The 25,113-nt window shown below is 37.2% G+C and carries 45 protein-coding genes and 1 pseudogene; all 46 read right to left on the reverse strand.

Annotated features, from left to right (window positions below; genetic code table 11):
- Positions 1-288 precede the first annotated feature (288 nt).
- The 46 genes and pseudogenes from A7985_RS07395 to A7985_RS07625 all read right to left on the reverse strand — a co-directional run bounded on the left by A7985_RS07395 (position 289) and on the right by A7985_RS07625 (position 25,103).
- Positions 289-615: a hypothetical protein gene (locus A7985_RS07395; RefSeq protein WP_141685282.1), complete on the reverse strand. Its 327-nt coding sequence runs from the start codon at positions 613-615 to the stop codon at positions 289-291.
- Positions 616-720: 105 nt separating this feature from the next.
- Positions 721-1,146: a hypothetical protein gene (locus A7985_RS07400; protein WP_065789769.1), complete on the reverse strand. Its 426-nt coding sequence runs from the start codon at positions 1,144-1,146 to the stop codon at positions 721-723.
- Between the two features lie 109 nt (positions 1,147-1,255).
- The gene (locus tag A7985_RS07405; protein WP_065789770.1) at positions 1,256-1,780 is read right to left on the reverse strand and encodes a hypothetical protein; all 525 of its coding nucleotides are present in this window, start codon (positions 1,778-1,780) and stop codon (positions 1,256-1,258) included.
- Between the two features lie 121 nt (positions 1,781-1,901).
- Positions 1,902-2,330 (reverse strand): hypothetical protein, encoded by a 429-nt coding sequence (locus A7985_RS07410; RefSeq protein WP_065789771.1) that lies wholly within the window; start codon positions 2,328-2,330, stop codon positions 1,902-1,904.
- A 450-nt stretch (positions 2,331-2,780) separates the two neighbouring features.
- Positions 2,781-3,173 carry a DUF6678 family protein gene (locus A7985_RS07420; RefSeq protein ID WP_065789773.1) on the reverse strand — a complete coding sequence of 131 codons (393 nt, stop codon included), beginning with the start codon at positions 3,171-3,173 and terminating at the stop codon, positions 2,781-2,783.
- A 286-nt stretch (positions 3,174-3,459) separates the two neighbouring features.
- On the reverse strand, positions 3,460-4,227 hold the full coding sequence (locus tag A7985_RS07425; protein WP_065789774.1) for a hypothetical protein: 768 nt from the start codon (positions 4,225-4,227) through the stop codon (positions 3,460-3,462).
- A 270-nt stretch (positions 4,228-4,497) separates the two neighbouring features.
- Positions 4,498-4,626, reverse strand: a complete 129-nt coding sequence (locus A7985_RS27145) for an Imm53 family immunity protein (protein ID WP_081310453.1) — start codon at positions 4,624-4,626, stop codon at positions 4,498-4,500.
- Positions 4,627-4,695: 69 nt separating this feature from the next.
- Positions 4,696-4,980, reverse strand: coding sequence for a hypothetical protein (locus A7985_RS07435; RefSeq protein WP_065789775.1), 285 nt, complete (start codon positions 4,978-4,980; stop codon positions 4,696-4,698).
- Positions 4,981-5,107: 127 nt separating this feature from the next.
- A complete protein-coding gene (locus A7985_RS07440) occupies positions 5,108-5,344 on the reverse strand; it encodes a hypothetical protein (protein ID WP_065789776.1) in 237 nt (78 codons plus the stop codon).
- A gap of 159 nt (positions 5,345-5,503) precedes the next feature.
- Positions 5,504-5,854, reverse strand: a complete 351-nt coding sequence (locus tag A7985_RS07445) for a hypothetical protein (protein WP_065789777.1) — start codon at positions 5,852-5,854, stop codon at positions 5,504-5,506.
- Positions 5,855-6,265: 411 nt separating this feature from the next.
- Complete coding sequence (locus A7985_RS07450; RefSeq protein ID WP_065789778.1) at positions 6,266-6,577, reverse strand: hypothetical protein; 312 nt, start codon at positions 6,575-6,577, stop codon at positions 6,266-6,268.
- A 70-nt stretch (positions 6,578-6,647) separates the two neighbouring features.
- Entirely contained in the window at positions 6,648-7,166 is a 519-nt protein-coding gene (locus A7985_RS07455; RefSeq protein ID WP_065789779.1) for a hypothetical protein, read from the reverse strand.
- Positions 7,167-7,250: 84 nt separating this feature from the next.
- The gene (locus A7985_RS07460; protein ID WP_176716700.1) at positions 7,251-7,598 is read right to left on the reverse strand and encodes a hypothetical protein; all 348 of its coding nucleotides are present in this window, start codon (positions 7,596-7,598) and stop codon (positions 7,251-7,253) included.
- A gap of 538 nt (positions 7,599-8,136) precedes the next feature.
- Positions 8,137-8,430, reverse strand: a complete 294-nt coding sequence (locus A7985_RS07465) for a hypothetical protein (protein WP_141685283.1) — start codon at positions 8,428-8,430, stop codon at positions 8,137-8,139.
- A 129-nt stretch (positions 8,431-8,559) separates the two neighbouring features.
- Positions 8,560-9,048: a hypothetical protein gene (locus A7985_RS07470; RefSeq protein ID WP_065789782.1), complete on the reverse strand. Its 489-nt coding sequence runs from the start codon at positions 9,046-9,048 to the stop codon at positions 8,560-8,562.
- A 122-nt stretch (positions 9,049-9,170) separates the two neighbouring features.
- A complete protein-coding gene (locus A7985_RS07475; protein ID WP_065789783.1) occupies positions 9,171-9,785 on the reverse strand; it encodes a hypothetical protein in 615 nt (204 codons plus the stop codon).
- A gap of 132 nt (positions 9,786-9,917) precedes the next feature.
- Complete coding sequence (locus tag A7985_RS07480) at positions 9,918-10,235, reverse strand: hypothetical protein (protein WP_065789784.1); 318 nt, start codon at positions 10,233-10,235, stop codon at positions 9,918-9,920.
- Positions 10,236-10,326: 91 nt separating this feature from the next.
- Positions 10,327-10,680: a hypothetical protein gene (locus A7985_RS07485; protein ID WP_065789785.1), complete on the reverse strand. Its 354-nt coding sequence runs from the start codon at positions 10,678-10,680 to the stop codon at positions 10,327-10,329.
- 127 nt (positions 10,681-10,807) lie between these two features.
- Entirely contained in the window at positions 10,808-11,065 is a 258-nt protein-coding gene (locus A7985_RS07490) for a hypothetical protein (RefSeq protein ID WP_065789786.1), read from the reverse strand.
- 105 nt (positions 11,066-11,170) lie between these two features.
- Positions 11,171-11,650, reverse strand: a complete 480-nt coding sequence (locus A7985_RS07495) for a DUF1203 domain-containing protein (protein ID WP_065789787.1) — start codon at positions 11,648-11,650, stop codon at positions 11,171-11,173.
- Positions 11,651-11,758: 108 nt separating this feature from the next.
- The gene (locus tag A7985_RS07500; protein WP_065789788.1) at positions 11,759-12,088 is read right to left on the reverse strand and encodes a hypothetical protein; all 330 of its coding nucleotides are present in this window, start codon (positions 12,086-12,088) and stop codon (positions 11,759-11,761) included.
- A gap of 128 nt (positions 12,089-12,216) precedes the next feature.
- Positions 12,217-12,474 (reverse strand): hypothetical protein, encoded by a 258-nt coding sequence (locus A7985_RS07505; protein WP_065789789.1) that lies wholly within the window; start codon positions 12,472-12,474, stop codon positions 12,217-12,219.
- A 123-nt stretch (positions 12,475-12,597) separates the two neighbouring features.
- Positions 12,598-12,780 (reverse strand): CPCC family cysteine-rich protein, encoded by a 183-nt coding sequence (locus tag A7985_RS26215; RefSeq protein ID WP_065789790.1) that lies wholly within the window; start codon positions 12,778-12,780, stop codon positions 12,598-12,600.
- On the reverse strand, positions 12,734-12,895 hold the full coding sequence (locus A7985_RS27150; RefSeq protein ID WP_081310454.1) for a CPCC family cysteine-rich protein: 162 nt from the start codon (positions 12,893-12,895) through the stop codon (positions 12,734-12,736). The genes A7985_RS26215 and A7985_RS27150 overlap by 47 nt, the downstream gene beginning before the upstream one ends.
- Positions 12,896-13,030: 135 nt before the next feature.
- Complete coding sequence (locus A7985_RS07515) at positions 13,031-13,414, reverse strand: energy transducer TonB (RefSeq protein ID WP_065789791.1); 384 nt, start codon at positions 13,412-13,414, stop codon at positions 13,031-13,033.
- Between the two features lie 113 nt (positions 13,415-13,527).
- Positions 13,528-13,890: a hypothetical protein gene (locus tag A7985_RS07520; protein ID WP_141685284.1), complete on the reverse strand. Its 363-nt coding sequence runs from the start codon at positions 13,888-13,890 to the stop codon at positions 13,528-13,530.
- A 99-nt stretch (positions 13,891-13,989) separates the two neighbouring features.
- Positions 13,990-14,382, reverse strand: coding sequence for a hypothetical protein (locus tag A7985_RS07525; protein WP_065789793.1), 393 nt, complete (start codon positions 14,380-14,382; stop codon positions 13,990-13,992).
- Between the two features lie 128 nt (positions 14,383-14,510).
- A complete protein-coding gene (locus tag A7985_RS07530) occupies positions 14,511-14,975 on the reverse strand; it encodes a hypothetical protein (RefSeq protein ID WP_141685285.1) in 465 nt (154 codons plus the stop codon).
- A 104-nt stretch (positions 14,976-15,079) separates the two neighbouring features.
- Positions 15,080-15,472 carry a DUF2057 domain-containing protein gene (locus A7985_RS07535; protein WP_065789795.1) on the reverse strand — a complete coding sequence of 131 codons (393 nt, stop codon included), beginning with the start codon at positions 15,470-15,472 and terminating at the stop codon, positions 15,080-15,082.
- 108 nt (positions 15,473-15,580) lie between these two features.
- Positions 15,581-15,868 carry a hypothetical protein gene (locus tag A7985_RS07540; RefSeq protein WP_065789796.1) on the reverse strand — a complete coding sequence of 96 codons (288 nt, stop codon included), beginning with the start codon at positions 15,866-15,868 and terminating at the stop codon, positions 15,581-15,583.
- 97 nt (positions 15,869-15,965) lie between these two features.
- Positions 15,966-16,313: a hypothetical protein gene (locus tag A7985_RS07545; RefSeq protein ID WP_065789797.1), complete on the reverse strand. Its 348-nt coding sequence runs from the start codon at positions 16,311-16,313 to the stop codon at positions 15,966-15,968.
- A 143-nt stretch (positions 16,314-16,456) separates the two neighbouring features.
- Positions 16,457-17,005: pseudogene (locus A7985_RS07550) on the reverse strand (GNAT family N-acetyltransferase).
- A gap of 113 nt (positions 17,006-17,118) precedes the next feature.
- Positions 17,119-17,562 (reverse strand): hypothetical protein, encoded by a 444-nt coding sequence (locus A7985_RS07555; RefSeq protein WP_141685286.1) that lies wholly within the window; start codon positions 17,560-17,562, stop codon positions 17,119-17,121.
- Between the two features lie 100 nt (positions 17,563-17,662).
- The gene (locus A7985_RS07560; RefSeq protein ID WP_065789799.1) at positions 17,663-18,145 is read right to left on the reverse strand and encodes a hypothetical protein; all 483 of its coding nucleotides are present in this window, start codon (positions 18,143-18,145) and stop codon (positions 17,663-17,665) included.
- A gap of 124 nt (positions 18,146-18,269) precedes the next feature.
- Positions 18,270-18,740 carry a hypothetical protein gene (locus A7985_RS07565; RefSeq protein WP_065789800.1) on the reverse strand — a complete coding sequence of 157 codons (471 nt, stop codon included), beginning with the start codon at positions 18,738-18,740 and terminating at the stop codon, positions 18,270-18,272.
- A gap of 108 nt (positions 18,741-18,848) precedes the next feature.
- Positions 18,849-19,187, reverse strand: a complete 339-nt coding sequence (locus A7985_RS07570) for a hypothetical protein (RefSeq protein WP_065789801.1) — start codon at positions 19,185-19,187, stop codon at positions 18,849-18,851.
- Between the two features lie 118 nt (positions 19,188-19,305).
- Complete coding sequence (locus A7985_RS07575) at positions 19,306-19,683, reverse strand: hypothetical protein (protein ID WP_141685287.1); 378 nt, start codon at positions 19,681-19,683, stop codon at positions 19,306-19,308.
- A gap of 101 nt (positions 19,684-19,784) precedes the next feature.
- Positions 19,785-20,159 (reverse strand): hypothetical protein, encoded by a 375-nt coding sequence (locus tag A7985_RS07580; protein ID WP_065789803.1) that lies wholly within the window; start codon positions 20,157-20,159, stop codon positions 19,785-19,787.
- Positions 20,160-20,667: 508 nt separating this feature from the next.
- Entirely contained in the window at positions 20,668-21,036 is a 369-nt protein-coding gene (locus A7985_RS07585; RefSeq protein WP_141685288.1) for a hypothetical protein, read from the reverse strand.
- 80 nt (positions 21,037-21,116) lie between these two features.
- On the reverse strand, positions 21,117-21,395 hold the full coding sequence (locus tag A7985_RS07590; protein WP_065789805.1) for a hypothetical protein: 279 nt from the start codon (positions 21,393-21,395) through the stop codon (positions 21,117-21,119).
- 514 nt (positions 21,396-21,909) lie between these two features.
- The gene (locus A7985_RS07600) at positions 21,910-22,308 is read right to left on the reverse strand and encodes a DUF6188 family protein (RefSeq protein ID WP_141685289.1); all 399 of its coding nucleotides are present in this window, start codon (positions 22,306-22,308) and stop codon (positions 21,910-21,912) included.
- A gap of 120 nt (positions 22,309-22,428) precedes the next feature.
- Positions 22,429-22,848: a hypothetical protein gene (locus A7985_RS07605; protein WP_176716701.1), complete on the reverse strand. Its 420-nt coding sequence runs from the start codon at positions 22,846-22,848 to the stop codon at positions 22,429-22,431.
- 120 nt (positions 22,849-22,968) lie between these two features.
- On the reverse strand, positions 22,969-23,325 hold the full coding sequence (locus tag A7985_RS07610) for an Imm8 family immunity protein (RefSeq protein ID WP_065789809.1): 357 nt from the start codon (positions 23,323-23,325) through the stop codon (positions 22,969-22,971).
- A 197-nt stretch (positions 23,326-23,522) separates the two neighbouring features.
- Complete coding sequence (locus A7985_RS07615) at positions 23,523-23,888, reverse strand: hypothetical protein (RefSeq protein WP_141685290.1); 366 nt, start codon at positions 23,886-23,888, stop codon at positions 23,523-23,525.
- A 238-nt stretch (positions 23,889-24,126) separates the two neighbouring features.
- The gene (locus A7985_RS07620) at positions 24,127-24,477 is read right to left on the reverse strand and encodes a sel1 repeat family protein (RefSeq protein WP_065789811.1); all 351 of its coding nucleotides are present in this window, start codon (positions 24,475-24,477) and stop codon (positions 24,127-24,129) included.
- A gap of 116 nt (positions 24,478-24,593) precedes the next feature.
- Complete coding sequence (locus A7985_RS07625; RefSeq protein WP_065789812.1) at positions 24,594-25,103, reverse strand: hypothetical protein; 510 nt, start codon at positions 25,101-25,103, stop codon at positions 24,594-24,596.
- Positions 25,104-25,113 lie beyond the last annotated feature (10 nt).

Genomic DNA, 25,113 nt, shown 5'->3' on the forward strand with positions numbered 1-25,113 from the left:
CATTATTAGAAACAAAATTGAAACAAGTAATAAATATAAGAAAGCCTAAAACAAAAATAAGTAAATGCTTGATTTGTCCACCTTCAAGTCTCATTAATTTACCAGTAAAAATACAAAGACTTCTAAGGGTAATGATAAACAGTGTGAACATGAATATGAAAAATACAATTTTAAACACTATGATCATCAATCTCACCGATACTGCTAACGCCCCTATATGGTGCTGATAAATGCTTGGCTTAATTGTGTAGCGAAGCAGAACTGGGCCAAGCTTTAGCAGTCCCGCGCTTAATTGGCTTGTGAGATGACGTTTTCACTGAATGGCGGTTGCTCAAGCTTGAGTATCATTTCTTTTTTATCAGTTAACACGACTAAAGTTTTTTGTGCACCGTTCCAAGCAATATCTATGACACCATCAATTAAGTCATCATCATAATCCTCATCCACAGTATCTTCAGAGTATGAAAGAACCGATTTACATACAAGCCTCAGCAATGGATTGAAGTCATTCACATTGTCGACAAATTCAATCGTAAAAATACGATTATTGATGTCATAGACCATTTTCGATATATAAGGCGAACAATTTGGAATCCAAAAATCTAGGTTGTTCACACGCTTTCCTTGGTCACCTAACGCTCTAATAATAGGGAGAAAATTATAGGCTATACTGTCGCCTCGCGGCAAGCCTATCATTTTATGTCTTTATTGATTTCCTTGTTAGCTTTCAACTTCCCCAAGCCAGCTAGTAAAGATACTTAAAGAAAGCCTTTCTCTTTCTGAAAGAGGCTCTGCTTTAAGTTTTTCAATTACTTCTAATACCCTTCCCTTTCCGCACCGTTCAACGAAGTACAATGGCAATTCTTCGACGCTTACATCCCAAGTTTGTAAACACATTCTAATTTTTGTCTTTAAATCAATTAATACACGAGGCTTTAGTTTGTAAAGAATAACACCAGCATTTTGTTGTCTAATATAAGACTTTTCATCGCTTTCTAATAAGAAAATACTGAATAGGCCTTCAAATAACTCTAGTGGCTCTACTTGCCTCAAGCTCTTTTCTATAACCTTTCGTTCAGGCCTATTGGTTGGGCCAAATTTATCTGCATATTCTATTACAATATTTGAGACATGAGTTCGATTCATGACCTTCCTTGAAACATAACGCACCAATAAGCGGCAAAAATAGTTGGCTAAAATTTGTGAAACACGAACAAAACCAACTGTTTTTTGTCCGCACTTTTAGTTTGCATTGTTATATTTCAATTGGTTGAAGTGTGAATTCCACATGGTTTCTGGGTATCACTATTTGTTGATACCCAGAGCCAGTAACTCCTTTTTCTGACATAAGTATATGATCGAACGGAGGTGCAACCTCAAACCAATCACCAGAAACTGAAACAAAAGAGTCAAATTCAAATTTAGATAGTTCAACAACTTCACCAGTAATCCAGTCTAATGCGTTTTCTGCGGTACAGATAACCTCATGAGTTGCAGCCGCTTTATGGAAAAACACTCGGCTATACTCGGCAGCCTCATAATCACTGCCACTACCATAAATTGTTAGTGACTCTTGAGAAGAACATACAGTGCGTTCAACTAACAACTCCCAGTTTGCTTGAGCCCAATCGTCAAAAAAATCAGCGAAAGGAACGAGCAACTCCCCACTTTTTTCAGTTTCTAATTTATGAAATTCATATGCCCTAGAAACTAAGTCAAAATTTTGATTTAAGAAGTTAATAAAACTATCAATACTTGTATTTAGGAGCTCGATGTTCATGAATTACTCTTAACTTTCCTTGAAATATAACACCTCAATAATGGGCACATAAATGCTTGACTAAAATTAGCAACTAAGGAGTGCAAGCCTGCTTTTTTGTGCCCTTGGTTTAACGGCACTGTTATGTTTTTTCACACTCTGTAGTGTCTATAGGGAATGTAGCTATTTCTTTGTGATTCATATCCATGTAACTGTACTTAACAACAATTGCCATTTTTCTAAATTCAGACATAGACTCACTTGTACAAACCGCATTCACTAAATTAGGTTTCATATTTTCTTGGAATTTTGGAACATCCATATCCGCTACTTCGTAGTTAATTAGTTTATATTTATATGTAAAAGTTTTATTGAAACCAACCGTTGAAACAAGATGTGTATCATTGTCCACAACCATAGGCAGGTTAACATTGATGGTATTAGCTGTTTCAATTAAAATTTCTGTGTAATCATCGGTTTTTGAAAAGATGCCACTTACAGCCCACTTTCCAATTATCGCACCACCAATAGCGCAAATTATTATTAATGCATTTGTGCCTAGCTTTTTCATTTTACTCTCTCAAAAATATAACGCCCCAATAAACGGCGAATAATAGTTGGATATAATTGTGAACGAAGTAAACGCAGCCAACTGTTATGCGTCCGACTTGATTGGTTTGCCATGTTGATAATTTCAACAGCCTGATCATTTTATCACCTAGCTCAAAATCCCCCTAGCTATCTCTTGAGGTAAAGCAATATTGTTTTTTAGACACTCGAACCATTCTTTACGATGACCTAGTAGCTCCCCAATAAGCGTCACTAACTTATCTCTATCACTAGCTAACATATTATCGGACGCTACTAGCTCTACAATTTTATTTGCTAGTTCATTCAATTTAAACGAGCTCTACTAATTGACATAACGCTTGTCTAACCGGCGCGAGATATCAGGCTAAAATTAGCGACGAAGGAGCGCGAGCCTGCTGTTTTTCGTCCTAGGTTAAAGCGTTTGTTATAACTACGAATACCCCAACACTTTAAACCCTGTAGAAGTTTGTCTAATTGGAAACTTCGCAATAGCAGAAAGGTGCTCAATTAAACTTCCTACCTTGTAGTTTTCGTCAAAATTAAACTCTAACCACTCAATCTCTTTATAAATGGATGGTTCAATAAACCAATAATTATCAACATGCTCCGGAAATTGCTCTGAATACGAGGTTTTTAATTGGTCATTGTTAACCAATTTATAAGCTATTCGATAGCTTAGCTGTTCAAATGATGCAGCCGCCTTGAGCAATTTAACCCACTTTGCATTACTCATATAGGAAACGGAAAACTTGCGAGCAATTACAGAATCTAATCGTTGATAAGATTTGGCTAATTTTTCTTCCTGAACCTGAACTTTACTCATAGCCTCAAAAGTAGTTATGACGCCCGCAGTTGAGGACGACTTATAGCGACGAAGGAGCGTAAAGGCGTTCCGACAGCCTGCGATTGTTGTGCATTATACAGAATCTCAGTGAATTTCAAGATACGGGGCACCATGTTTGTTTTTGCCAACAACTATGGCAATCACCTGTTGGCCAAGTGTTAACTGCAAAGTTGGCTTTTTAATAGTGCCGAATAGATAACTATCCACTTGACTACAGAGATAACTCCATTCGGTTACATTTATCTTACTAAACAGATTGTTGGGCTTAATTTTCGCATCTTACCAACCTCTCAGTGCAATGCCCTTCAGGCCATTCTGACTGCTTCCAGCAAAATGATTTATCATCTTTTAGAATTAAGTCCCATAAGAACATTTCACCTTCTTCCGTTTTTTGTGTTTCATTAATAACTATTGTTCTAAGAAGCTTATCACCCTCAGCAAGAATAGAATAAACAATTCTATCGTATGTTTCCTCACTTGTAGTTAACGCCAAACCTGATTGAGAACTGTGGTACATTTTACTACCGGTGTCATTGAAGGTGATTGTTATAGAATGCTCTGGCGCACACTTATTTTTTTGTGAAGCCCAACCCCATTTCCCAGCTAAAACACTTCTAATATCATCTTCTTGAACATTAAAATAAATTTCCGCAGTACCATAGCCTTCTATGCCCATTTCCGCATACCAATCACCAGGCTTATTTACACTTTTATCAAGGTAATGAGAGCACCAAAAAGACAAGTTACCGCCATCTGATTCATATGTATTATGCTGCGAATTAACTATATTTCGGTTTCCATCATATATAACACAGCTGTATCGATATTTTCCGGCAGGTACATTCCATTCTGAATAGACGTAAAATTGTTCATGGTCTAATTTTATTGTGTCAATTTTATCGACTGGAAGTCCACTTGAATCTAAGCCACTAGTTACAAAAACACGATAACCACCAACATGATCAACATTTTTTGCCATTGAGTAACCCGTGCTTAAAAAAACTAAAGCTAGAGAAAATATTATACTTTTCATAAATCTCCATTTTGAGCCTAACGCTTTAATAATAGGTAGAAAACTATAGGCTACACTGCCGCCTCGGAGCAAGCCTATTATTCTATGCACTTATTGATTGACCTGTTAGGTACCATTTGTCCAGTCCAGAAAAATATTTAGCATTGCTTCGAGCTTTAAGGGACCACAAACCCCAATAAATTGGTTATTTTCTACCTAGCAAATGAGCCAGTTTTTATCAGAGCCATACTCAGCCTCTACTGTTGTAAAAGTTCGTTTCTCCAATGAAGTTCAACTTAAGTCTATTATTAGTGACCATCCAAGGTTATCTAAAGTATCAACTTTTATCCCAAAAGAATGCTCCCAATCATCATTAAAATGAGAGAAATACTGGTCTTGAATTTTATTTAAAGAATCCATGATTCCCTTTGGCAACTAACGCCACGTTAACCGGTTAACTTTGCCCTAGTAGCAGCGTATGTTATGTGTTTACTCATACTCTTGCCAGTTTGCTTTGACATCTCTATATTGCTCGGGAAGGTTTTCTTTTGCCTCAGCTACAGAACCATAACCTGCATCTTGCTCGGTTTCCCAACCAGAATCGCAGGCAAAGCGATAGATAAAACCTGATTCATCGTACTGGCAGAGTGCTAAGCCAAATATTTCTGAGGCAATTTCCCCTGACTCATAACGAAGCACACCAAATGGCCTTTCACCAGACCAAGTCCACTCTAGAACCCTAGCTCCATCGATTTCTTTTGGCGGTTTACTCATGTTTATCCTGACACATAACACTTACATTTGGTGGGCCACGACTAAGCCACAGCACACACCGAACTTTTAAACCAAAACCGCCAGACTGTTTTGCGTCGCCAACATGTGTTTGTTATATTCTCGCTCACTACTCTGCTGCTTCAACTTTTCCAGATCCTACAATTCGAGAACCTTCCAACAGTTCAAATTCTGCACCGTTGCTGAATGCAGAATAGTCAACACCCTCAGGGTACATCAACTCGATAGTTCCGATAAACTCCTGCCCTTGCTGCGTATCCTTTGGCACTTCTAAAACATGAACAGCTAAATAGTCTTCGGTGCCTGAGAAAACGATATGAGGAGAGTACCCAGCTCCAACTGGCATGCATGCCCTTCCACCTTCTGGCTCTTTGAGAAAACAAATCTTTGCACTAATACATTTCATAGCTTTACAACATAACGCCTCAAACACCGGCTTGGTGAAGTGGTCGACTTTTTTTTGAAAAAAGGTGACAGCTTTACCAAGTCCGCGTGCTTTGACTGGTTAACTGCAGAACTCACCAAATAAGTAATACCAATGATAGCCATAAGCCTCTATGGTTTTACCACCGTTGCAAATTCTAAATTTCGGTGCTTTCATAACATCATGTATGTCTAAAAGGCACTCCTTTATATCTTCGTGTTCCGTATCAACATAGAAATCATGGCTGTCTTTTACGAGAACAGTACCTTCCTTATTCTTCGCTTCCCAAAATACTTCATTGACATCATATGGTACTGTTACGTAAACATCGATGTCATCAGTTTTGATCGTTACGATAATAGCGCTACCATTATCGATTTCGACGACATTGGGACTATCTCCAAGTATCTTTGATATGTACTCTTTTCTCATTCGTCTCCGTGACAGTTAACTTATTACCCCAAAAATTCAACTCCACAGAGGTAATGAAAATATCCTCCAAGTCTACTTCTTTAGATGAGTCATATGCTGAGTTGTATACTTGAACACCCCAGTTTTAGCATCTGAAACTTCAATATAACCACCATTTTGATTAGTACCATTATCATGTGACTAATGCGGTACAGTATAAACTTAGCTTCATGGAATTATTGCAGGCACATGCTTCAGAGCTGTCCGCTTAGCATAACTAGAGAAAGAAATGATTAAGCATGTGATAAAAATCAAACAATGTTTCATAGACACTTAACGCCGCGTTAAACGGCTAAGTGTTAGTTGGCTAAAATGTGTAGCGAAGCCGAGCCAACTATTACGTGTCCGCACTTTTAAACGCTTTGTTATGTGCTAATTAACACACAGTATCTCTTCACTATTTATTAAACAGTAGTTTGACCCCTTAAGCTTTTCAAATGAGTCTCCTACTTTAACTGAAGAAGAAGTTAAAATTATTCTAGAACTAGAAAAACGTTTTAACTCTCCATTTTTTAATTTGATCTCAATTCTAGGAATACCATGATTTCTAGATTCCCATTCAATTAAAGCAACACTTCCCTTTGCAGAAAACCTTACAGAACTATCACGATCCCAGATACTATGCAGCACACCTAAACCTAAAGTCGGAATAGCTAACAAAATGAACTTAGCAAATTTGGGCATTTTTTCTCCTTGGAACATAACGTTTTATGGAAGTTGGCTAAAATTGAGCGAAGCGAAAAGCTCGCAGTTTTTAATCCCTGTTTAATTGTTTGTTAGGCTTACTCACCACTGAAATATATGTATCAGGAATAGATATAACACCGTTATTTATAGAAAACTTTTCAAAGTCGATTTCAGAAACAACATAGCCTCTTTTTGACAACTCTATATTGATATCTTGAAACAACGTTGTTGATTTTAACGCTCGCTCATATGCTCTCATTAGAGGATGGAATGCCGGGTTGTGCAAATTACCAGAAGACTTTTTAGCTGCAACTAATTCAGAGCTATAATTTAGTTTGTAAAATTCCAATAGCTCATTGTTTGTTTTTTCTGACGATTGGCCAATAAGCCTAAGACTAAACTCCTGTCGAGTGAACTCCAATACCTTGAAAATATCCTTAGCTTGATACCCTTCACTTTTAACTAAAGCCAACTCTAGGCTTGGTGTTGCTCCATATCTTTTGAACTCTAATATTTTCAACTCAGTTGAGTGAGAATAGCTAGTGTAAATAAGCAATGAAAAAATAATCAGTCTATGAATTTTCACTATTCTTCCTTGTAAGCCTAACGCCCCAATAAGCGGCTGATAATAGTTTGCTATAATTGTGAACGAAGTGACCGCAACCAACGGTTAGGCGTCCGACTTGATTGATTTGTTAGCTAACGACAGCTCCAATACGTGTTTAAACCCACAACCTATCTCTACCGACTTAGTTTGAAAAATAGAAACCACATCTATTTCACCTGCGTATAAACCTACGATTTCTCCGTTTTGATTAACTTTTTCGGATGAACAATAATAAACAACATAATACTTTTTCCGCTCCTTAACGACAGCGCTCACAGATACCGAATAAATGATATTTTGAATCACAACTTTTCGAGGTGTATTTACTTTAGATATCGTTTTAGAGCTTTCAAACCAACTTACTTTTATCGGATGTTCTAGCTGAGCTCCAACAACCGATAAAGGAAACATAAGTGTTACTACAAATATAACTATTCTCACCATACTTCCTTAAGTTAGCTAACGCTTGCCTAACCAGCGAAAAATAGCAGGCTAAAATTTGCGATGAAGGAGCGCAGTCTGCTGTTTTCCGACCTTTGGTTTAGGCACTTGTTATAAGCTTGAGTACAAACTAGCTTCTAACAATAAGTGTGAAAAAACTGTCAGACCAATTATTAATAACCACCCTCTTGCTCGATATATCCATGCTGATTCAGGGTGTTTTTTGATATTAATGCCTTGTCTATAAATAATAAATCCGGATACAAAACTACAAACACAGACTATTAAATAATAAGTTGGGTTCCATACCTCAAGTTTGTTCCCCATTAGCATATTTATTAAGCCTAATGATGAAAATAAAATAGCGAATGAACCTAAGAGCTTTAACACCAAATCTCCAGAAGTTTATAACGTCCGCATATACGGAACAAAATGCTTGGCTAAAATTGGTGAGGAACGAACCAAGCCAAGCTTTTTGGTTCCGCTCATAATGCGCTTGTTATGTGTACTAGTCGCTAACGCAACAAACACTTACTTGATTTAAATACGAATAGCTAAAAAATTGAAGTAAACGACCAACCATCGAGTGTTCAGAATTACTTTGAAGCATAGGTTTCAATTGAATTAACTCGTGAACAACTTTGTTTGATTGAGTAGGTGATAACTTAGGGTCTCTGTAATAATTTTTCCAAACAAAATTTAACTCAGGAAATTGAGCAGATTCAGTAACATAAGGAAATATAAACTCTTCATGATGGTCTATTTTTTCATGCCTTGAATCAGCATACATATCAAAAGCCAAAGTCATCTCCTGTACACATAATGCTTGCCTAACCGACGCGAAATAACAAGCTAAAATATGCGACGTAGCAGCACAAGCCTGCTGTATTGTGTCCACTGTTTAATTAATTTTTTAGGTTTATTTAGCATACTAATTTTTTATAACGTACCAATTATCAAACAAGTTCTCTAAACATTGTACTTTAGGTAAACACACGTCTTTGGGGTCAATATTTTTACCTAAAGCGTAAGCACCTTCACCAACCCCATACTCACTTTTAAAGGTAAAAGCTTTTCTTAATATCCAAGCCTCACCCTCTTTTTGAAGCCAAAGTGAACTAAATCCACTTTCTTTATATGGAACGACAATTCTGCTTAAATCTGGGTTGGAGACTTCTTGATATTTAGCACCTGCAGAAACCCAAGCTAATGAAACTTCGTTTTCAGGAGCGGTTTGTACCCACTGTATAGAAACGTAACCTTCTTGCTCTGTTGCCCTTATAGCTTTTACAAAGCTTTTGGAATTCAAGAGCACATAAACTACATGTTTCACTTTGCTTTCAGGCCAGTATGGGACTGTTTTAAGTGTTACAAAGTAAATTATTAAAGACAAACTTAAATACAAAAGCAACTTTTTCATAAACCTAACGCCCTGTTAGTGGCTAGCAACGCATAGCACGGTACTTAAACTAACCATCGTTAACACTTCACCAAACTAGAACCCAAATTGCCGAGCGTTGATAGTCCGTCTTAAGCAGTTTGTTAGCTGCTAGCCTCAGACAATGATTTTCGGATCACCCATATATAGAGTAACGCGAGTAAGTCGATTTGAATGAACCCTAAGTTGTTCTGACTTGAGTACTCCAAAAGTGAACCACCAAGAGTAAAAGACGCTAATAACCAGTTATAGGTTTCGCTCACCCAATCTAAGGTAAGGAAAATACCTCCTAAGCCATAGTAGTTGAAATAGACTCCACCAAGCCCAAACGCAAAAACTTGGAACCCAATATTAAAATAAGGAAGCAAATAATAACGCGACAAACGCTTATATAACACGACACCTGATAACACGTTGAGTAGAATGACAAAACACGACGTGACTATATCAAGCGCCGTCATTCCAGCATTCGAAAGAACAAGCATTACTAAGGCTATTAGTCCAACCAATAATTGATTAATACTAATGAGCGTAAACAAACGATTCAATCGCGATTTTTTGGCACTCACCTTTTGTGCATAATATTCTTGTATCTCGTATTTTCTAGCAGCAATTTCGTTGGTTAAGTTTTTGTAGTTTTCTGGATAGGCTTCGGCATCGATATTTTCAAGCGCTTCAAGCAGCGACTTTACATCGTAGTTTGAATAGTTAACTTTCATTTATATACTCTGTTTTCATTAGGTAGCTAACCCCTCGCTTAGCCGGCCCAAAATAACAGGGTAAACTTTGTCACAAAGGAGCACAAGCCTGCTGTTTTGTATCCTTTGGTTAAAGCGCCTTGTTAGAAGGAATTAGTCACCGGAGCCACCACCTGAATATGACCCTGTATCACAATCCCCAGCATTAAGCTCTGAGCCTGAGTCGCTCAACGAATCGAAGTAATCATTTATACGTTTTACTCTAACTACTTTAGCTAATTCAGAGCAAGCTGCCGTTTTATCTTCTCCTACTTCATCTGTATCATCGGCTAAAGCCCCTGAGCTAGTGTCTTTTCCAAGCAACCTTGCTACTTTGTTGAACCGCTCTGGAAAACTATCTCGATCGATGTTTTCAAAAACATCCAAGAGCTCCTCATAAGAATAATTATCGTAGTCAGGTTCTAATGACATTTAAAATTCCTTCTAATGCTTAGTTAAGGGTCGGCTGCGCAGCAGGCATCCCGTGGAGGGCCGAAGGCCCGGAGTGAACTTTAGCAATTTATTATATTTCCTTACGCCACTCGTGAAAACACCAATGACATTGTTTTGCTGTCGGTGTTCTTACAACTCTTTTACATGACGGGCACCGATTCACTATTTCAGGGTGATCTCTTAATACTCGGTCTCGCACAGCTAGTTGAAACTGGGCTACACCTTTAGATAAAGCTTCGTTAACACCTTTATCGTTGAGGTGCCACCACTGTTCAAGGATTTTTTGTGCCATCACAGGGCTTGATTTTTCAGCCTTAAATCGAGCCAATACGGCTTTTTGGCCGAATTGCTCCAGCTCAGTCATGTAATTATATCCATGGCTCCAAACATAATCAGTCAACACTTGGTCTTCATCGTAATCCATTGCTGCCCTTTGAAATATAACGCCTAAATAAGCGGCGTAGAAAGGTTGGCTAAAATTAGCGAAGAATGAGCGCAAGCCAACCTTTTGCGTCCGTTTTGATACGTTTGTTATGTGTTTTATGGCACCGTTAGAATATTATTCCAGCAAGAAGAGCTACGGAGACTGCCGCTTGTAGAATTGCGCCTAACTTATTTGGAGTGTGATACTTAATACACATCTCTTTTTCATTTTTATACTCTTCGCTTGATTGTTCTTCAATTTTGATATCTTTAATACATTGAACCTGCCGCTCGTTTAAATTAACGGTAGAACTTTCACTTTCTAAAGTTGAATTAGATGCACAAGAAGTGCAAAATAAAATTAAGATTAAAATGACAACTCTCATATACACAACACTTTCAAAAATACATAACGCCTTAATATTAGGAATTTTTACACGCTAAGGCGCGAAGCAACAGTGTAAAAATATCCATAATAATTAAATTGTAAGCTATGCCGTACGCTCCACTCTGAAACTATAACAACCATAAGCAGCATACCTTGCAATTACAAAGCTTACCTTTTCATTGCTTAAAAACTCTTCAAGATCTGATTCGGCTTGCTCAGGTGACGTCAATTTTGCGTCTAATATACGCTCATTAACACAGTAAGCTTTTAGCACAAATGTATGACCTAAATAATCAGTTTCAGATCCATTTGGCAATGGCAGTTTATTACTATCAAGTTCCCCACTCTCCGAGTTTGCCAACACGAAAATTGGACCATATTCTTTATACGGGCCTGTTTTTGTGAAAGGACAATAACTGGCCAATATTAATTTTTCACCAACCTTAGCACCACGAAGTACATCTCGACATGGCTCTCCACCTTTTGCTTCCATTATTTCTACAGGTTGATTTTGATCATCTATACCGAAATTTCTAACCTTATCTAAGAAATCCGATCTTACCGTTACTACTTTATATTTCATTTGGTCCCTTAAATAACTAACGCTTGCCGTAAACGGTACAAAATAGCAGGCTAAAATTAGCGACGAAGGAGCACAAGCCTGCTGTTTTGCGTCCTTTTAACGGCCTTGTTAGGTACCGCTGCGCACTTTATCGTACAGATAGTTTATTGAATGATGAAGTTCATTTTGATTACAAAAATAATCATCGATGACACCAAAAATTTTAAACTCACTGATATTGTAACCGTCTTCAATATCGTTGAAATATAGTACTTGGTTTCCAAATATAGCTACGACATAAAAACCACCGCCTAAGTCGCCAATGAGTGATAATTGCCATTTCTGAGGCATAACCTTAATAAGGTTCCAAAAGCGCTGCTGAGGTTCGTCAAGGAGCCAGAATTGATTTTCAAGATCGTTATCAATCCATGACTTTTCTACCGGATTCCAGTTATTCACAATATTTCCTAGGTACCTAACGCCTTCATAAACGGCGAAAAATAGTAGGCTATAATAAGCGGCAGATGAGCGCAAGCCTACTGTTTTGCGTCCACTGTTTAATTAACTAGTTATAAGCCTATTAACTATTAATCACCGCCTCCAGAGATATTTGAACTATCGCTCGAACCGCCGCCGAAAGGCCTTGATGAACTTATGGGTATATCTTGTGAGCGGTGGAATAACCACAACCCAGTAGCTGCAAATACTGGAATCAGCCAAACAAGAATAATTTGAGCTACTTTTTGAAAAGACTCTAAATCGCTTCTCTTAGCCAAATAAATAGAAACAACTAAATTTAATAGAGCTACTAAAGCTACAATGATTAACCTGTAATTGTTTTCCACGTTGCTCCCCTTGGCTTATAACGCCCCGCTAAGCCGAGGCAAATATGTAAGTTGCTTTGTGGTAAAGTGAGCGAAACGAACCACAAAGTAACAAGAATTTTTGGCTTCGGCTTGAGCGGTTTGTTATACGCATCTAACCGCTCGTGAAAAAGTATCTCGATCTACCTCAGAAATAACAACTTCGGTGAACTTCTCTTGGCTTGCACCAAATTTTAAGTAGTTTGATCTTGCAGCAGTTAAAGATAAGTCATCATTCAATTCAGAAGATAAGGATGCTTTTGGGTGAATCTGGATCGACTTCGTCATCTTCCCAAAAGCACACAGGGCATACAAGGCATTTACCTCGCTCCGTCAGAGAATAATAATCACAACAGGGGCACTGCCTAAGACTATCGCTTGAAGGGCATTCTGAGAGTTTCATAGACCGATTGTTTCAATACCGTATAACGCCGCCATAAGCGGGCGAAACAGCTAGGCTACACTTTGGGAGCAACGCGAACCATGCCTAGCTTTTTTGGTCCGCACTTGATGGCTTTGTTATGTACATTTATGAAATTTAAAGATTAAAATCTAACTGAGTCTCAAGTTTGTACTCTTTTGGGTATTGAACGCAGTTTTTGAACGTATCTTGATACTTCCATTTTTGTAAAGCACTTATTGATACACTATCAAAAACACCTGTGGGAGATGACTCTATTATCTTTATGTTGGATACAGTACCATTAATTACACTGTATGAAAGTTTAGCAAAGCCAGTAACCCCGTTTTCATGAGCTTTTTTAGGATATCGAGGCTCGATTCTAACTATTGGTTTAATCTCATCAGGAACATAAGTGTAGTTAGCCGGATAGTGCCCAGGATAGGTTTTGCATACGTTCATTGGAGTTGATTTACAACCGGCCAAAATCGCTAAAATTGCTATTATTCCAAATAGTCTCACTTACTACTCCTAAGTGCATAACGCAGCAAATAAACGGCTAAAAATAGTTGGCTATAATTTGTGAGGCACGAACAAAGCCAACTGTTTTTTGACCGTGCTTTTAATTTGCTTTGTTATGTGTGCTTTTGAAATGATAAAAACCAGCTATTACCCCAGACGGTATAATAAGTTCTATATACATTTCGCACACTACAAGAGCTTAAGGATATTGAACGATTACCCCAATTGCAATCTTTACCACTGTAAATAACATCAATGCGTACACCACCAAAAAGGAACTCTTTAATCCAAATATCCATACTTGAAGCTTTAGCCCACTCTTGGTTAGGTGAACCTAAAACTTTATGAACTTCACCTCTTTCTAGGTTCTTATGCGCTTGTAAAGAGTTGCTCCACAGCATATATGATGGCATTACTAATATAAACACCACTATTAATGAGAGTAGTATTATCGATATTACTGTTTTTTTAATCACACTCTTTACCCTCGGCATATATATCGCCGTGATAACCGGCTAATAATAGTTGGCTAAAATTTGTGAGGCACAAACAAAGCCAACTGTATTGTGACCTTGTTAGTTGCCATTTTTTACCGCAAATATTTCATCTAATATTTTTTCACCAAGCTCTGTTGGCCCTAACTCAAACAAAATTGATTTATCCGACTGTTCTTGATATTGCTCCCAATTTAGTGGGTTTGCAATATGCTCTGTAGCTTCATCAATTGACATTATGGTAGAGCTATTAACCTCATACAAATTATCGTTGGTATTTTCAAGAGTTAATTTGCAAAGGTAAACAATTCCCTTTTCAAGAACGCTAATAACTAGATTTTCAGCCATTGAGTATTTTTGTGAAATTGAAGCTTTAGGATGAGAAAAGTGTATATCAGTTATCACTTCAGAAAGTGGTATACCAAAATCTGTTAGCTCGACTAATAAAGCTCTCTCTTCTTTAGTTAACTCCACGCTGTTCGAAACTCCTTGGCAACTAACGTCTTGATAATTAGCAAATTTTGAAGGGTTGGTTTGTGCGCGCGAAGCGTAATGCGTAAAGCGGTACAGTAAAATTAATCCGACTAATCAAGTTGTTAGCCTTACTTCATTTCCGTTGGTGTAATTTTATAGTGAAAAACTACAAGTACATCATCTTTTATAGACTGGTATCTATTTATCTTAGAAACAGCATTATAAAACGAAGTTAATATGCCATCTTCCTTTTCACCGCCCGTTGTTTGCATTTTAAAATCGACATTAGAAGATGGAGTTAATCTAAATTGAATTAACACTTCAAATGAAGTTGTACTTTCTTTAAATGCTTTAGCTGAAATACCATTTAACTCTTCTTTTAACCTATTAAGTTCGTCAGTAGAAACTTTTTGATTAACGTCGCCAGATTCAGTCTGGAAAATTAATTTTTCTATACGAACATTCGGAACGGGATACCGTTGAACATCCGGTAAAAACACCTCCATCGCATTCAACTTGCATGGCTCCTTATCTTCACATGCCAAAGCTGATCCTGAAAGTGATATTAATATGAAAAGTACTACAAGTTTCAAATTGAACTCCTGTTAGGCTAACGCCTTGTTAAGAGGCATTTTATTAGCCTGCTAAAATGTGAAGCGAAGCGTATAAAAAGCCCCTATTAAACAGCTATTTATGTTTAAATTACATCGTACTTTGAAGTACAACCAAACTCTCGATCTAAAACAGCTTTAAATACGTACTTTTTCCCTTTTTGAACATTAATTACATGCTCTGTTTTATGAGAAACATTAATAGCGCCTTGTATATAATGACAACTAACAATCAAGTTATGTTTGCCTTGATCTAATTCTATAGTTTCAGTTGAATTAAAAAAATCACTAACTTTTTTTCCGTTTACGACTTCTATCCTGGTTCTAGTAGACGAAGCGAGCGGAACTAAAACACTGCCAAGGCTGTCGCTGTAAGCAATAATGATTGCTTTTTCTGGATTTGCAGAGATTTGTTCTATGCTAGTTGCTGCACATCCAGACAGTAAAGTAAATATTGTGAAAAGTAATATTTTCCGCATGACGATTCCTTAAACATAACGCCGTGCTAAGCGGCAAAAAAGTTTGGCTTAAAATTAGTGAGGTACGAACGACAAGCCAAACTTTTGCGTCCGTTCTTGATCACCTTGTTATATTTCATTTTCAAGAATATGTTGATACAACTCTAACAACTGAATACTAGATCTATCTTTATATTTTTCATCAAAGCCACCCAACATGATATTAGTGTGGAAATTAATGTCGCAATTTTCATTCAATAATGCTTCTGGAATGTTATGCAATGCGTCAGCTAAGTCAGCGATCATTTCAGACTGTTCACAAGACAAGCCTGATTCTTGCCCCTCATAGCTCATCAATCGAATTCTCAGCAAAGCACGTTGTAAGGTTTTGAGTAGAGCTTTTTGTTCGTTATTCACCAAGTCTCCAAGAAATATAACGCGTCGCTTCACCGGCGTAAAATAGCAGGCTAAAATGAGCGACGTAGGAGCGCAAGCCTGCTGTTTTGCGGCCTTTTTAGGCTGCGGTTATGTCTACCTTCACATCAAATGCTAAAATTACATCATAAAATACATGTGATAGATTTGTCATAGCATCATCGGATATTACCATTGGGTGAGTTTTAAAAGTCGTAGTCCTCTTTTTTGAAAAGAAACCTTTCTCCGAAACATCCGAGCTTGCTATTTCTAGTTTAAAGTTTAAGTAATCGTTAAGTCTTCGCTCAAAGCTTGAACCTTTATAAGGGCCGACAACAATGTGTAGTTTTTTTGTTTCACCTGCGCCAAGTGACTTAAGAAAATGTAATTTAGCTTCATCTCTTTCATTTTCATCAACCAAAATTTTATACTCAAGTTCTAATTCCATCTACTTTCTCCGATGAGTAGTCTAATACCTTACTAAGGTGCAGCTAGCCAACACATAGCTCAAACAAAGCCACGTAAACACTGAAGCCAACCGAATCAAAAATGCCAAAGGTTAGCTGCCACTCTTGTGCAATTTGTTATGTTTCAGAACTCAGACTTAATGAGGCCGAAACATTTGAGATCGTGAAATCTATTTTTCCAATAGCCGCTTTCTCTTCTTATACCCTCTTCAGCAAAACCCAACTTCAATAACAAGCTTTCTGATGCAGTGTTCCCAATGACAGTATCCGCCTGAATTCGATTTAAGGCACCACAAGGTAACTCACCACAAAACGCTGCTTGTACTATCCGATTAACCGCTTCTCAGGTAAAACCTTTGCCCCAATAAGCTGGCATCAAGTCATAGCCAACAACAGCATTTTTCATTGCTATATTCCATGAGTTGAAGCCACACGTACCAATTAGCTGATTAGTTTCCTTCAAGCGTATGGCCCAACGAATCCCTGAGTTATTCTCAAAACGAGAGTGAAAAAACTCAACTAAACTTTCAGCTTGCTCACTTTGACTAAACGCTTCTAAATCATAGTATTTAACAACCAATTCGCTTGAGAATAGTTCAAACAATTCACCTGTATCTTCTTGATGAATTTTTGTTAATCTCAATCTGTCTGTTTCTAATTCTGGAAACTCCAAATCCTAACTCTCCTTGAAACATAACGCCTAAATAAGCGGCGTAGAAAGGTTGGCTAAAATTAGCGAAGAATGAGCGCAAGCCAACCTTTTTGCGTCCGTTCTTTATTTACTTGTTAGGTGTATGCTATTAAAAGTGCCAATACCGATAAACATGCGAGCAAAACGACAAACGCCTTAAATTTTCGAAAATTATTCTCTAAGGTTAATACTTGCTTTTCTAAGTCAATAATCGTTCTAATATAAATGCCACTTTTCAAGAATATAAACAAAAATGAATTCAACATTAAACCAAAGTGTTCATTTAGGACATACCAACCAAAGTTAACTGGCTTGATATAAAACACAATACCACTTACAAGTATTGCTACTAAAACATTTAATTTAGCTACATGAGCATCAAAAATATCACCAACTAGGTAATGTTTATATTGAATATGTTCCGTTTCTTCCAACTTCCCCATGCTTGCTATGCAACGATAACTATATTTTTTTGCTCTTTCTTCATTGTATGGAGCTAAATCACTGCAATTAGAGTTGATACATCGGTAAAACTTCACAGTACACCTAACGCCGGCATAACGGACTAGTAGAGCTTGGCTAAAATTGGTAAGGCACGAACCAAACCAAGCTTTATTAGTCCACGCATTGATGTGTTTGTTAGTGTTCTTGTAACCATTTTTTCGATTCTTCTTGCATTTGAACCGCTATTTCAGTAACACCATAATTATCATTAGGCTCTAAATCATCTACAGCGTAATACAAGCCGTACAACATTTCTAGACCCACATTGTCACCAACGTATTTAGTTATATTTTTGTGAAAATCAAAATACTTGAGATCAGAGAGTAGACTACTGAACTGTTCAAAAGGGTCGATTTCTTTACTCGCTATAATCTTTAGATGAAACCTAATAATTAAATAAACCGAGTCTTCAAATGATGGAAGCGGAGCAATTAGTTTTTCAAAGGTAGATGAAACAACTTCCCAGCACTTTGGCTCGGCATCAACAATATTTAACAACCCCTCTGAAAAAGTACCATTATTTAATTTATAATTAGCATAATTAACTAAGTCATCAGTATTTAAAGTTCCAACAACATACCTTGCGACAAAGTAATATTCGTTTTCTTTTTCATTCACTTAAAATCAGAACACCTATTCTTTAAGAGCACTAACGTCTCATTCAGAGACAATAAGATAGTTGATTAAAATTAGCGGCGAAGGAGTAAAAACTAATTGTTTTTTGTCCTGCTGAAATGACTTGTTAGGTGCTACAGTACGGGACAGAATATTTACCATTTACATCAATAGGATTAATACTGCCAGATTCACGTTTATCCAAGTAGTTTTTATAGTGTTTACCCAAAGACAAACGACCAAAGCCTTCTGGATCTCCATATTCCCCATTTTTGCTTTCACATAAGCAAAATAAACTCCTACCGTTTATATCGTGCTCCTTTCCCTCATACCACACATGATATTGAAGCTTTTCACCCTTAAAGCCTTTTATGGGTTTGAGAACATCAATTGATATCAGGTAATGTGAATAACCAAATTTCTCGTTTCCGTTATATCCAATTTTTTGGAAATCAGTAACTTGCCCCTCCACAACAACATCGGCGGATTGAAAACACTGCTGATAACTACGATCCCAGAAATCGTCATCTTCTGCAAAAACAGGAGTACAACAAAATCCAGTTAGAATTATAAATAGTTTCTCGAAACTTGAACTCATAGTACACCTAACGCCTCAAGCACCGGCTTGATTAAGTTGGCGGCTTTTTTGGAACAAAAAAGGTGACAGCTTTACCAAGTCCACGTCCTTTGGCTTGTTACGTTTGGTTTAGCACTCAATTACAACATCCCCTTCACCTAGGCGAACACAATTGAACTGTTTATCATCAATTCTCACTTCTTGCCAGTATTGTGGATCGTCTGTTTCACCATCTTCAATTATTCGATACTCGCTACTTGGTGAATCGCATTGCTTTTGAGGTAACTTGGTGAAAATTGATCCTGCTGAAATACCATGCTTATCGCACTTTTTGAGAAGACTAATAGAGTGCTCAATCAGATTTTTGTTGCCAATAAGCTCCACTTTCTCCTCCAGAGTATCACATTTGGATATTTCCTCGACGAGACTTAAAAGCTCTTTCTCTAAAATTTGATATACGAATTCCATAACTCTCTCTTAGAAACGTAACGCCCCGTTAAGGAGCAGATGAATAAGTTGGCTAAATAAACGAGGTACTAGCAAGAGCCAACTTTTATTTGTCCCGCTAGAGTGGCTTGTTAGGCCTTTAACCTGCCTCTCCCCATGATAGGTTAACGACTTTAAAATGCGTGTCTATCTCGATTAAACAAAATGACAAAGCAAAGTAGTAATCCTCTGTACGAAGTTGCATACAGTACATCGCCTCATTTGAATTAGATGCTTTAGCAGATGAAATATTATAGGGCTTTGTAAATTTGTAACCTGTCGTTTGTTTTAATTTATTACGTTCAATCTCATCAAGGCAGCTTAAATCTGAACACTGATTTACATAATTTAAAATTGAGATAGCTTTTGAATCACTGATATCGATGTTTACGGGAACGCCATTAACCAATCTACGTTCGCTTTTTGTAGCTGAACATGACGCTAAAACAAAGATTAGAATTACTCGTAGAAGATTCAATTAAATACCTAACGCCCCATTCAGGACTTTTAATTACTGGCTAAACAGACGAACGCAGTGAGGAAAGCCAACTGTTAAAAGTCCCGCACTACAATGGCTTGTTAGTTGTACTTTTGACAAACCTCTCCTAAATCATGCTTAAACTTTTTCACGAATTGAGGGTAACCCACACCTGTTTTATAAGAAACAACCACAACAACATTTTCAAGAATATTAACCTTAAACGAGGGTGAATCATAAATTTGGTTTGGCACATAGCTTACAACTGATGTTTCCCAACCACTTTTGTTCTCTTTTAAGAGTGAGACTACATTATCGTAATCAGTATCACCTTCTGAAACCCTTTCGCCGAAGAACTTAAATTGTGAAGGTATAAAATCAACTCTTATATCCTGCTCACGGAAGACATATAAATAAGCCAACACAAAGAGAGCTGTGACGATAAAAATCAAATATTTAAGAAATTTAAGCAGCATTATCCTTGTACAGCTAACGCCCACATAAAAGGCGAATGTTAGCGAGTCCAACCCGCCTTTTTGTGGACAATTTTTAATCGCCCATGCTATGCATTTGCTTTCCTACGCAATTTGATTTTTGAAACTATAAAACCAACCATGGGTGCCCAAACCAAAACAGCAACCACAAATGCTCGTATACTGAATAGAACAAACATAGGTGAGAATAATAACCACAACGACCAATTCATTATGACGCATAACGCTTGCCTAACCGACGTAAAATAGCAGACTAAAATTTGCGAAAAAGGAGTGCAAGCCCGCTGTTTTGCGCCCTTTCGTTTAGGCACTTGTTATATTTCATTACCGTGAACATCAAAGCTATTAACCTGTAACTTAACATCGTAGTTTTTAATTATAAAACCTACTAGAGCGTCGATATCCAAGATGCCAAAGTATTTAAGAGTTATATTTTCGTGATTTAAAAAGAAAGTCCAAGTTATGGATTTATCGTTGTCACCTGCATCCTCTATCTTTTTTTCGATAGAAGAAATATCCCAACAGAGAATGCTAAGTTTTTTCCTAATTTTTCGCTTGGTGATATGAGTAATACTTCGTTATTTTCAACCCTAGCTATCCAGTCTCCATTTGCTTGAATTTCACGATAAGCTTGAGTGAAAAGGTAACCCGCGAATAGAAAAAATAAGGAAAAAACTAAAACTACAAGCATTAATGCTGGGAAATTATGAATTGTCTTTTCAACAACGCCATAGAAACTAAGCCCGTCTTCACTTCCTAGGTAGCCCAGCCACCCAAATGGCAATAACATACAAATAGCGCCTACAATAATTAACCCATACCCCACGCCTTTTGAATCTATACATTCTTCGTATCGCAACACTTCACCAGAACCTTTTTGAAATATAACGCCCCGTAAGCCGAGGCAAATGGAATGTTTGGCTTCGCTTAAGCGGTTTGTTATACGCTCTCACCCAATGCCTCTTTCATAGGTACAAATGCTTGATCCAAATGCTCTCCAGCTTTCGAGTCATAGTATGCATTAGACTCAAGCATCATGCGTAGAATGGAATAAAGATCGTTCTTATGTGATGGGATAATGCTGTCCACACTTTTAATACGATTAAATAGTTTCTTAGTGTCTTTGACTGAGCCATCTAAGCTTTCAGAGTCCAAGATTAGAATAGCCTTATTCAGTAGCTCAACTATATCTTCAAATTGTGGTTGTTTGATTGTCATGCTCGATTCTACTTTGACGTATAACGCCCTAATAAACGGCTAAAAATAGTAGGCTAAAATAAGTAACAAAGGAACGCAAGCCTACTGTTTTGCGTGCAAGGTTTAATTGTCTTGTTGGGATGAAAGGAAGAGCTCACTCTGTTTTTTTAGTGAATGGTAAATGAGAGAAAAAACTATTAACAAGCCGAAATAACAGAATAATACCCTCTGTACTCCTGGATTATCTAAGAAATCAATTTCAGATTTCACATCAGGCAAAATGATTAGAGCACTTAATATTAAGTAAAATAGTATCAACACAAAAGCTGTATGTCTGTTTCTCCAAGCATCTCTGCGCCACTTAAAAAGCAGAACCCAATAAGCAACAACACCAAGAAAAAACGCAAATAAAAGACTCAAACCTTCAATCCTTATTTTTTACCCTAACGCTCCAATAAACGAAGAATAATAGTTGGTTATAATTGTGAACGAAGTGAATGCAGCTAACTGTTAGGCGTCCAACCTGGTTGGCTTGTTAACTGTACTTTTGCACACCTCTATTTTGTGTGACCTCTAGAATTGTGCCCTGCTTGCCATTTATCGACCAAGACTCAAAAGTACTAGAATGTGCAAATATTTCGACAGTAATACCATTGGACAAAACTAAGACCAAATCACCTGGCTTTTCTTTGATAATTGCTTTTTTTACAGTTGCCCCAACGATTAAGTTATTCATTATCTCTAAAGATCTTTCATCATAATCGCTCGAGCACCAATCATCTGATGTTATTTCAATATTACCATTCACATCAAGGAATCGAAAAAAGCTTTCAACAGCTATAGACAGCTGATTAGAAAGGAATATATTAAGCCAAACATCATTCAATTTAGCAATACTTGCTATATTCGCATTTTCGATAAGGCTACTCATCATCTTCCCTATACTGCTAACGCCTTATGCAGCGGTGAGTGACATTGGTGGGATTTTTGCTGGCGAAGCCAATAGCGAAAACCCGCCAATGTTACGAACCCGACTGACACAACTTGTTAGATTTTAATCTTCGTCTTCCACCCAAATACATGCTGCGTGTTTTTGCCCTACAAATAAAACACCGGCATCAAATGTTGCATTTGTTAAAGGGTTACAGCTGCGACTTCCAATCGTATGATAATTTGCCCAATTTCCATTGGTATAAATTTTCGTATTTTCATCGAAAAATTGTTCGACTAAATAAGTTGCATTCTTTATAGCAACTGATTCCTTCACCAATTCAACACCGTAAGCTAAATCTTTCCAAAGGATTGTTTTTACAACCTCTACTGCATAGTTAAAATCGCACTCTTCAAGATAACCAGGTATCGGCGCAAGGCCAAAATATTCCATCAATTTCTCTATAGATACATCGCAAGAGTGAGTGCATTTAATTTTAAAATAACCGCAGCTACGGTCGTTTAAGATCTGAGTTATATTCACCGAAATTCCCAAAATCTAACACCTTACTAATGGGCGTATAAATGCTTGGCTAAAATTAGCGACGAAGGAGCGCAAGCCTGCTGTTTTGCGTCCTTTGTTTAATTAACTTGTTAGAGATACCTAGAACGGAAAACAACTCAAACTAGTTGGCTTAATTTGGCCAGAAAGCCTTGTTGCAACTTCTGCCCATGAATTACTGCCATTTGCATATAAAAGCAACTTTGAAATATGACGCTTAATAACATTCCAATCAAACTCTTCGAGTACCAATGTCGGTGGCATAAATGAATTTATAGTCCGATTTTCAATTGCCTTGGGAGAGGCTACATAGAATTCAAAAAACACACTATCGGTTTGATGATTTTCAAAGCTCAGGTCTAATTCCATGAGAACATCAAACTCCTCCCAATCACTAGGATAACCGGAACTTGATGGTTCTAATTGATCACTTGATATTCCGAGTAACTCGATATTCATGGTATCTCTAACGCCCCAATAAGCAGCGAATAATAGTTGGCTATAATTGTGAACGAAGTGAACGCAACCAACTGTTAGGCGTCCGACTTGATTGACTTGTTAGTTAACCACAACAAACGGCGCAAAAAGGCTTGGCTAAACTTAGCGACGAAGGAGCGCAAGCCAAGCTTTTTGCGTCCTTATGCTTGATGGCTTTATTATGTGCTTTTTGCGCACTCAATGTAAACATCAGGAACACTAATTGAGTTGCTATCGAATGACAATTTTTCAAATGAAATATTGTTTATATGGTAGCCATTCTCTTTTAATAATCTATTCAGCGTTTTATACAGTGTTGTGCTTTTAAGAGCATCAACAAATAGTGGTTTTACCAAATGAGGCTCTTTAGTTAAATCACCTTTCCAATAGGGAAATTTATCACTGTAAAAGTTAAATAACTCTGAATTAGTGTTTTTCGAGGACTCACCAATGAGCCTTACATATAGCTCTTTACGGCTAATTTTGATTACTGAGAAAACCTCTTCAAGAGAGTTTGCATTGCTAGGGTAAAGAGCCAGTTCCATACTAGGAGTGGCGCCGTAACGGTTAAAGCTAGTTAATTTTACTTCAGTGCCAAAAGAAACTGCACTGAATAGTAAACTGATAATCAACAGTGAATGTTTGATAACGCAACCTCCAGTAACACATAACGCCTCAGTTAAAAGGCAAAATTTGGTTGGCTATAGTGTGAAGCAGAGCGAAACCAGCCAACCTAATTTTGTCTGCTTTTAAACTATTTGTTTTGTGTTCTTTTACTAATCGTTACTTGTTTAAAAGTGAAACTAACTTTTCTAGCCAGCTTTTTTTACGCTTAGAAACTGATTCTTGTAACATTGCTAGTTGCTGTTCGTCAGTCAATTGTATTTTATTAAATTTATTTGGATTAGGCTGAGGTGGTTTAAAACCGAGTTCGATAGACTTGTTGAGCCAATATTGTTGTTTATCCAAGTCCTTTTTTACATGCATTCCAGTTTTGTACATTTCGCTTATATTAAAGGCTGCACAACCACTTCCCAGTTTGTAAGCTTCAGTAAATAAAGACTCAGCCAACATTCCATTTTCGTTGATTAATGCATCGACTCCACATCTAATTAGTTCTTTTTCTTTTTCCATGTTTGGCACCGTACTGGGTGAACACATAACGCCTAAATAACGGGCTAATAAAACTTTTCTATACTTAGTGAGGTACGAACTAAGCCAAGCTTTATTAGACCGCGTTGATTTTTTTGTTAGCTCTCATTGAACCCTATATAGTAGCAAAAGTAATGAACAAACCAGAGTGTTTTTTTAGCTATATAATGAAGCTCGTAATTATCTAATTCTGTAAAATTAGAGTCTTCGGTAATATGCACAATATTATTTCTGTTATCTCTAATAAGCTTCCAAGTGCCTATATGAGGGAACTTTAATTCTTTTAATTTTTCTTCAACTTTTTTGGCTCTAGTTAAACCAAATACTTCATTAAAAAATGCGTCTATGGCAGCAGAACCAACACAAATAGTCGCTATCCAGCAACCATTTCGAAAACACCTTTCCATTTCTTCAGTTAACGTAAAGTAAAAGTCGTAATTTTTATTATATTCCAGATAGTAATGAGGTCCGGTATTTGTATCTAATTGAGCATTTAGAACCGCTGAATCATGTTGACGACCAAGTTGCTCATCTCTCATTGCCCATTGCTCCCGAGTTGGTGGTACTGGGATACCATTATGATCATTTTCTAAAAAGGGATCGAACATACTTCCTCAG

This window comes from Pseudoalteromonas luteoviolacea (assembly GCF_001696455.1).
Classification (GTDB): Bacteria; Pseudomonadota; Gammaproteobacteria; order Enterobacterales; family Alteromonadaceae; genus Pseudoalteromonas; species Pseudoalteromonas luteoviolacea_C.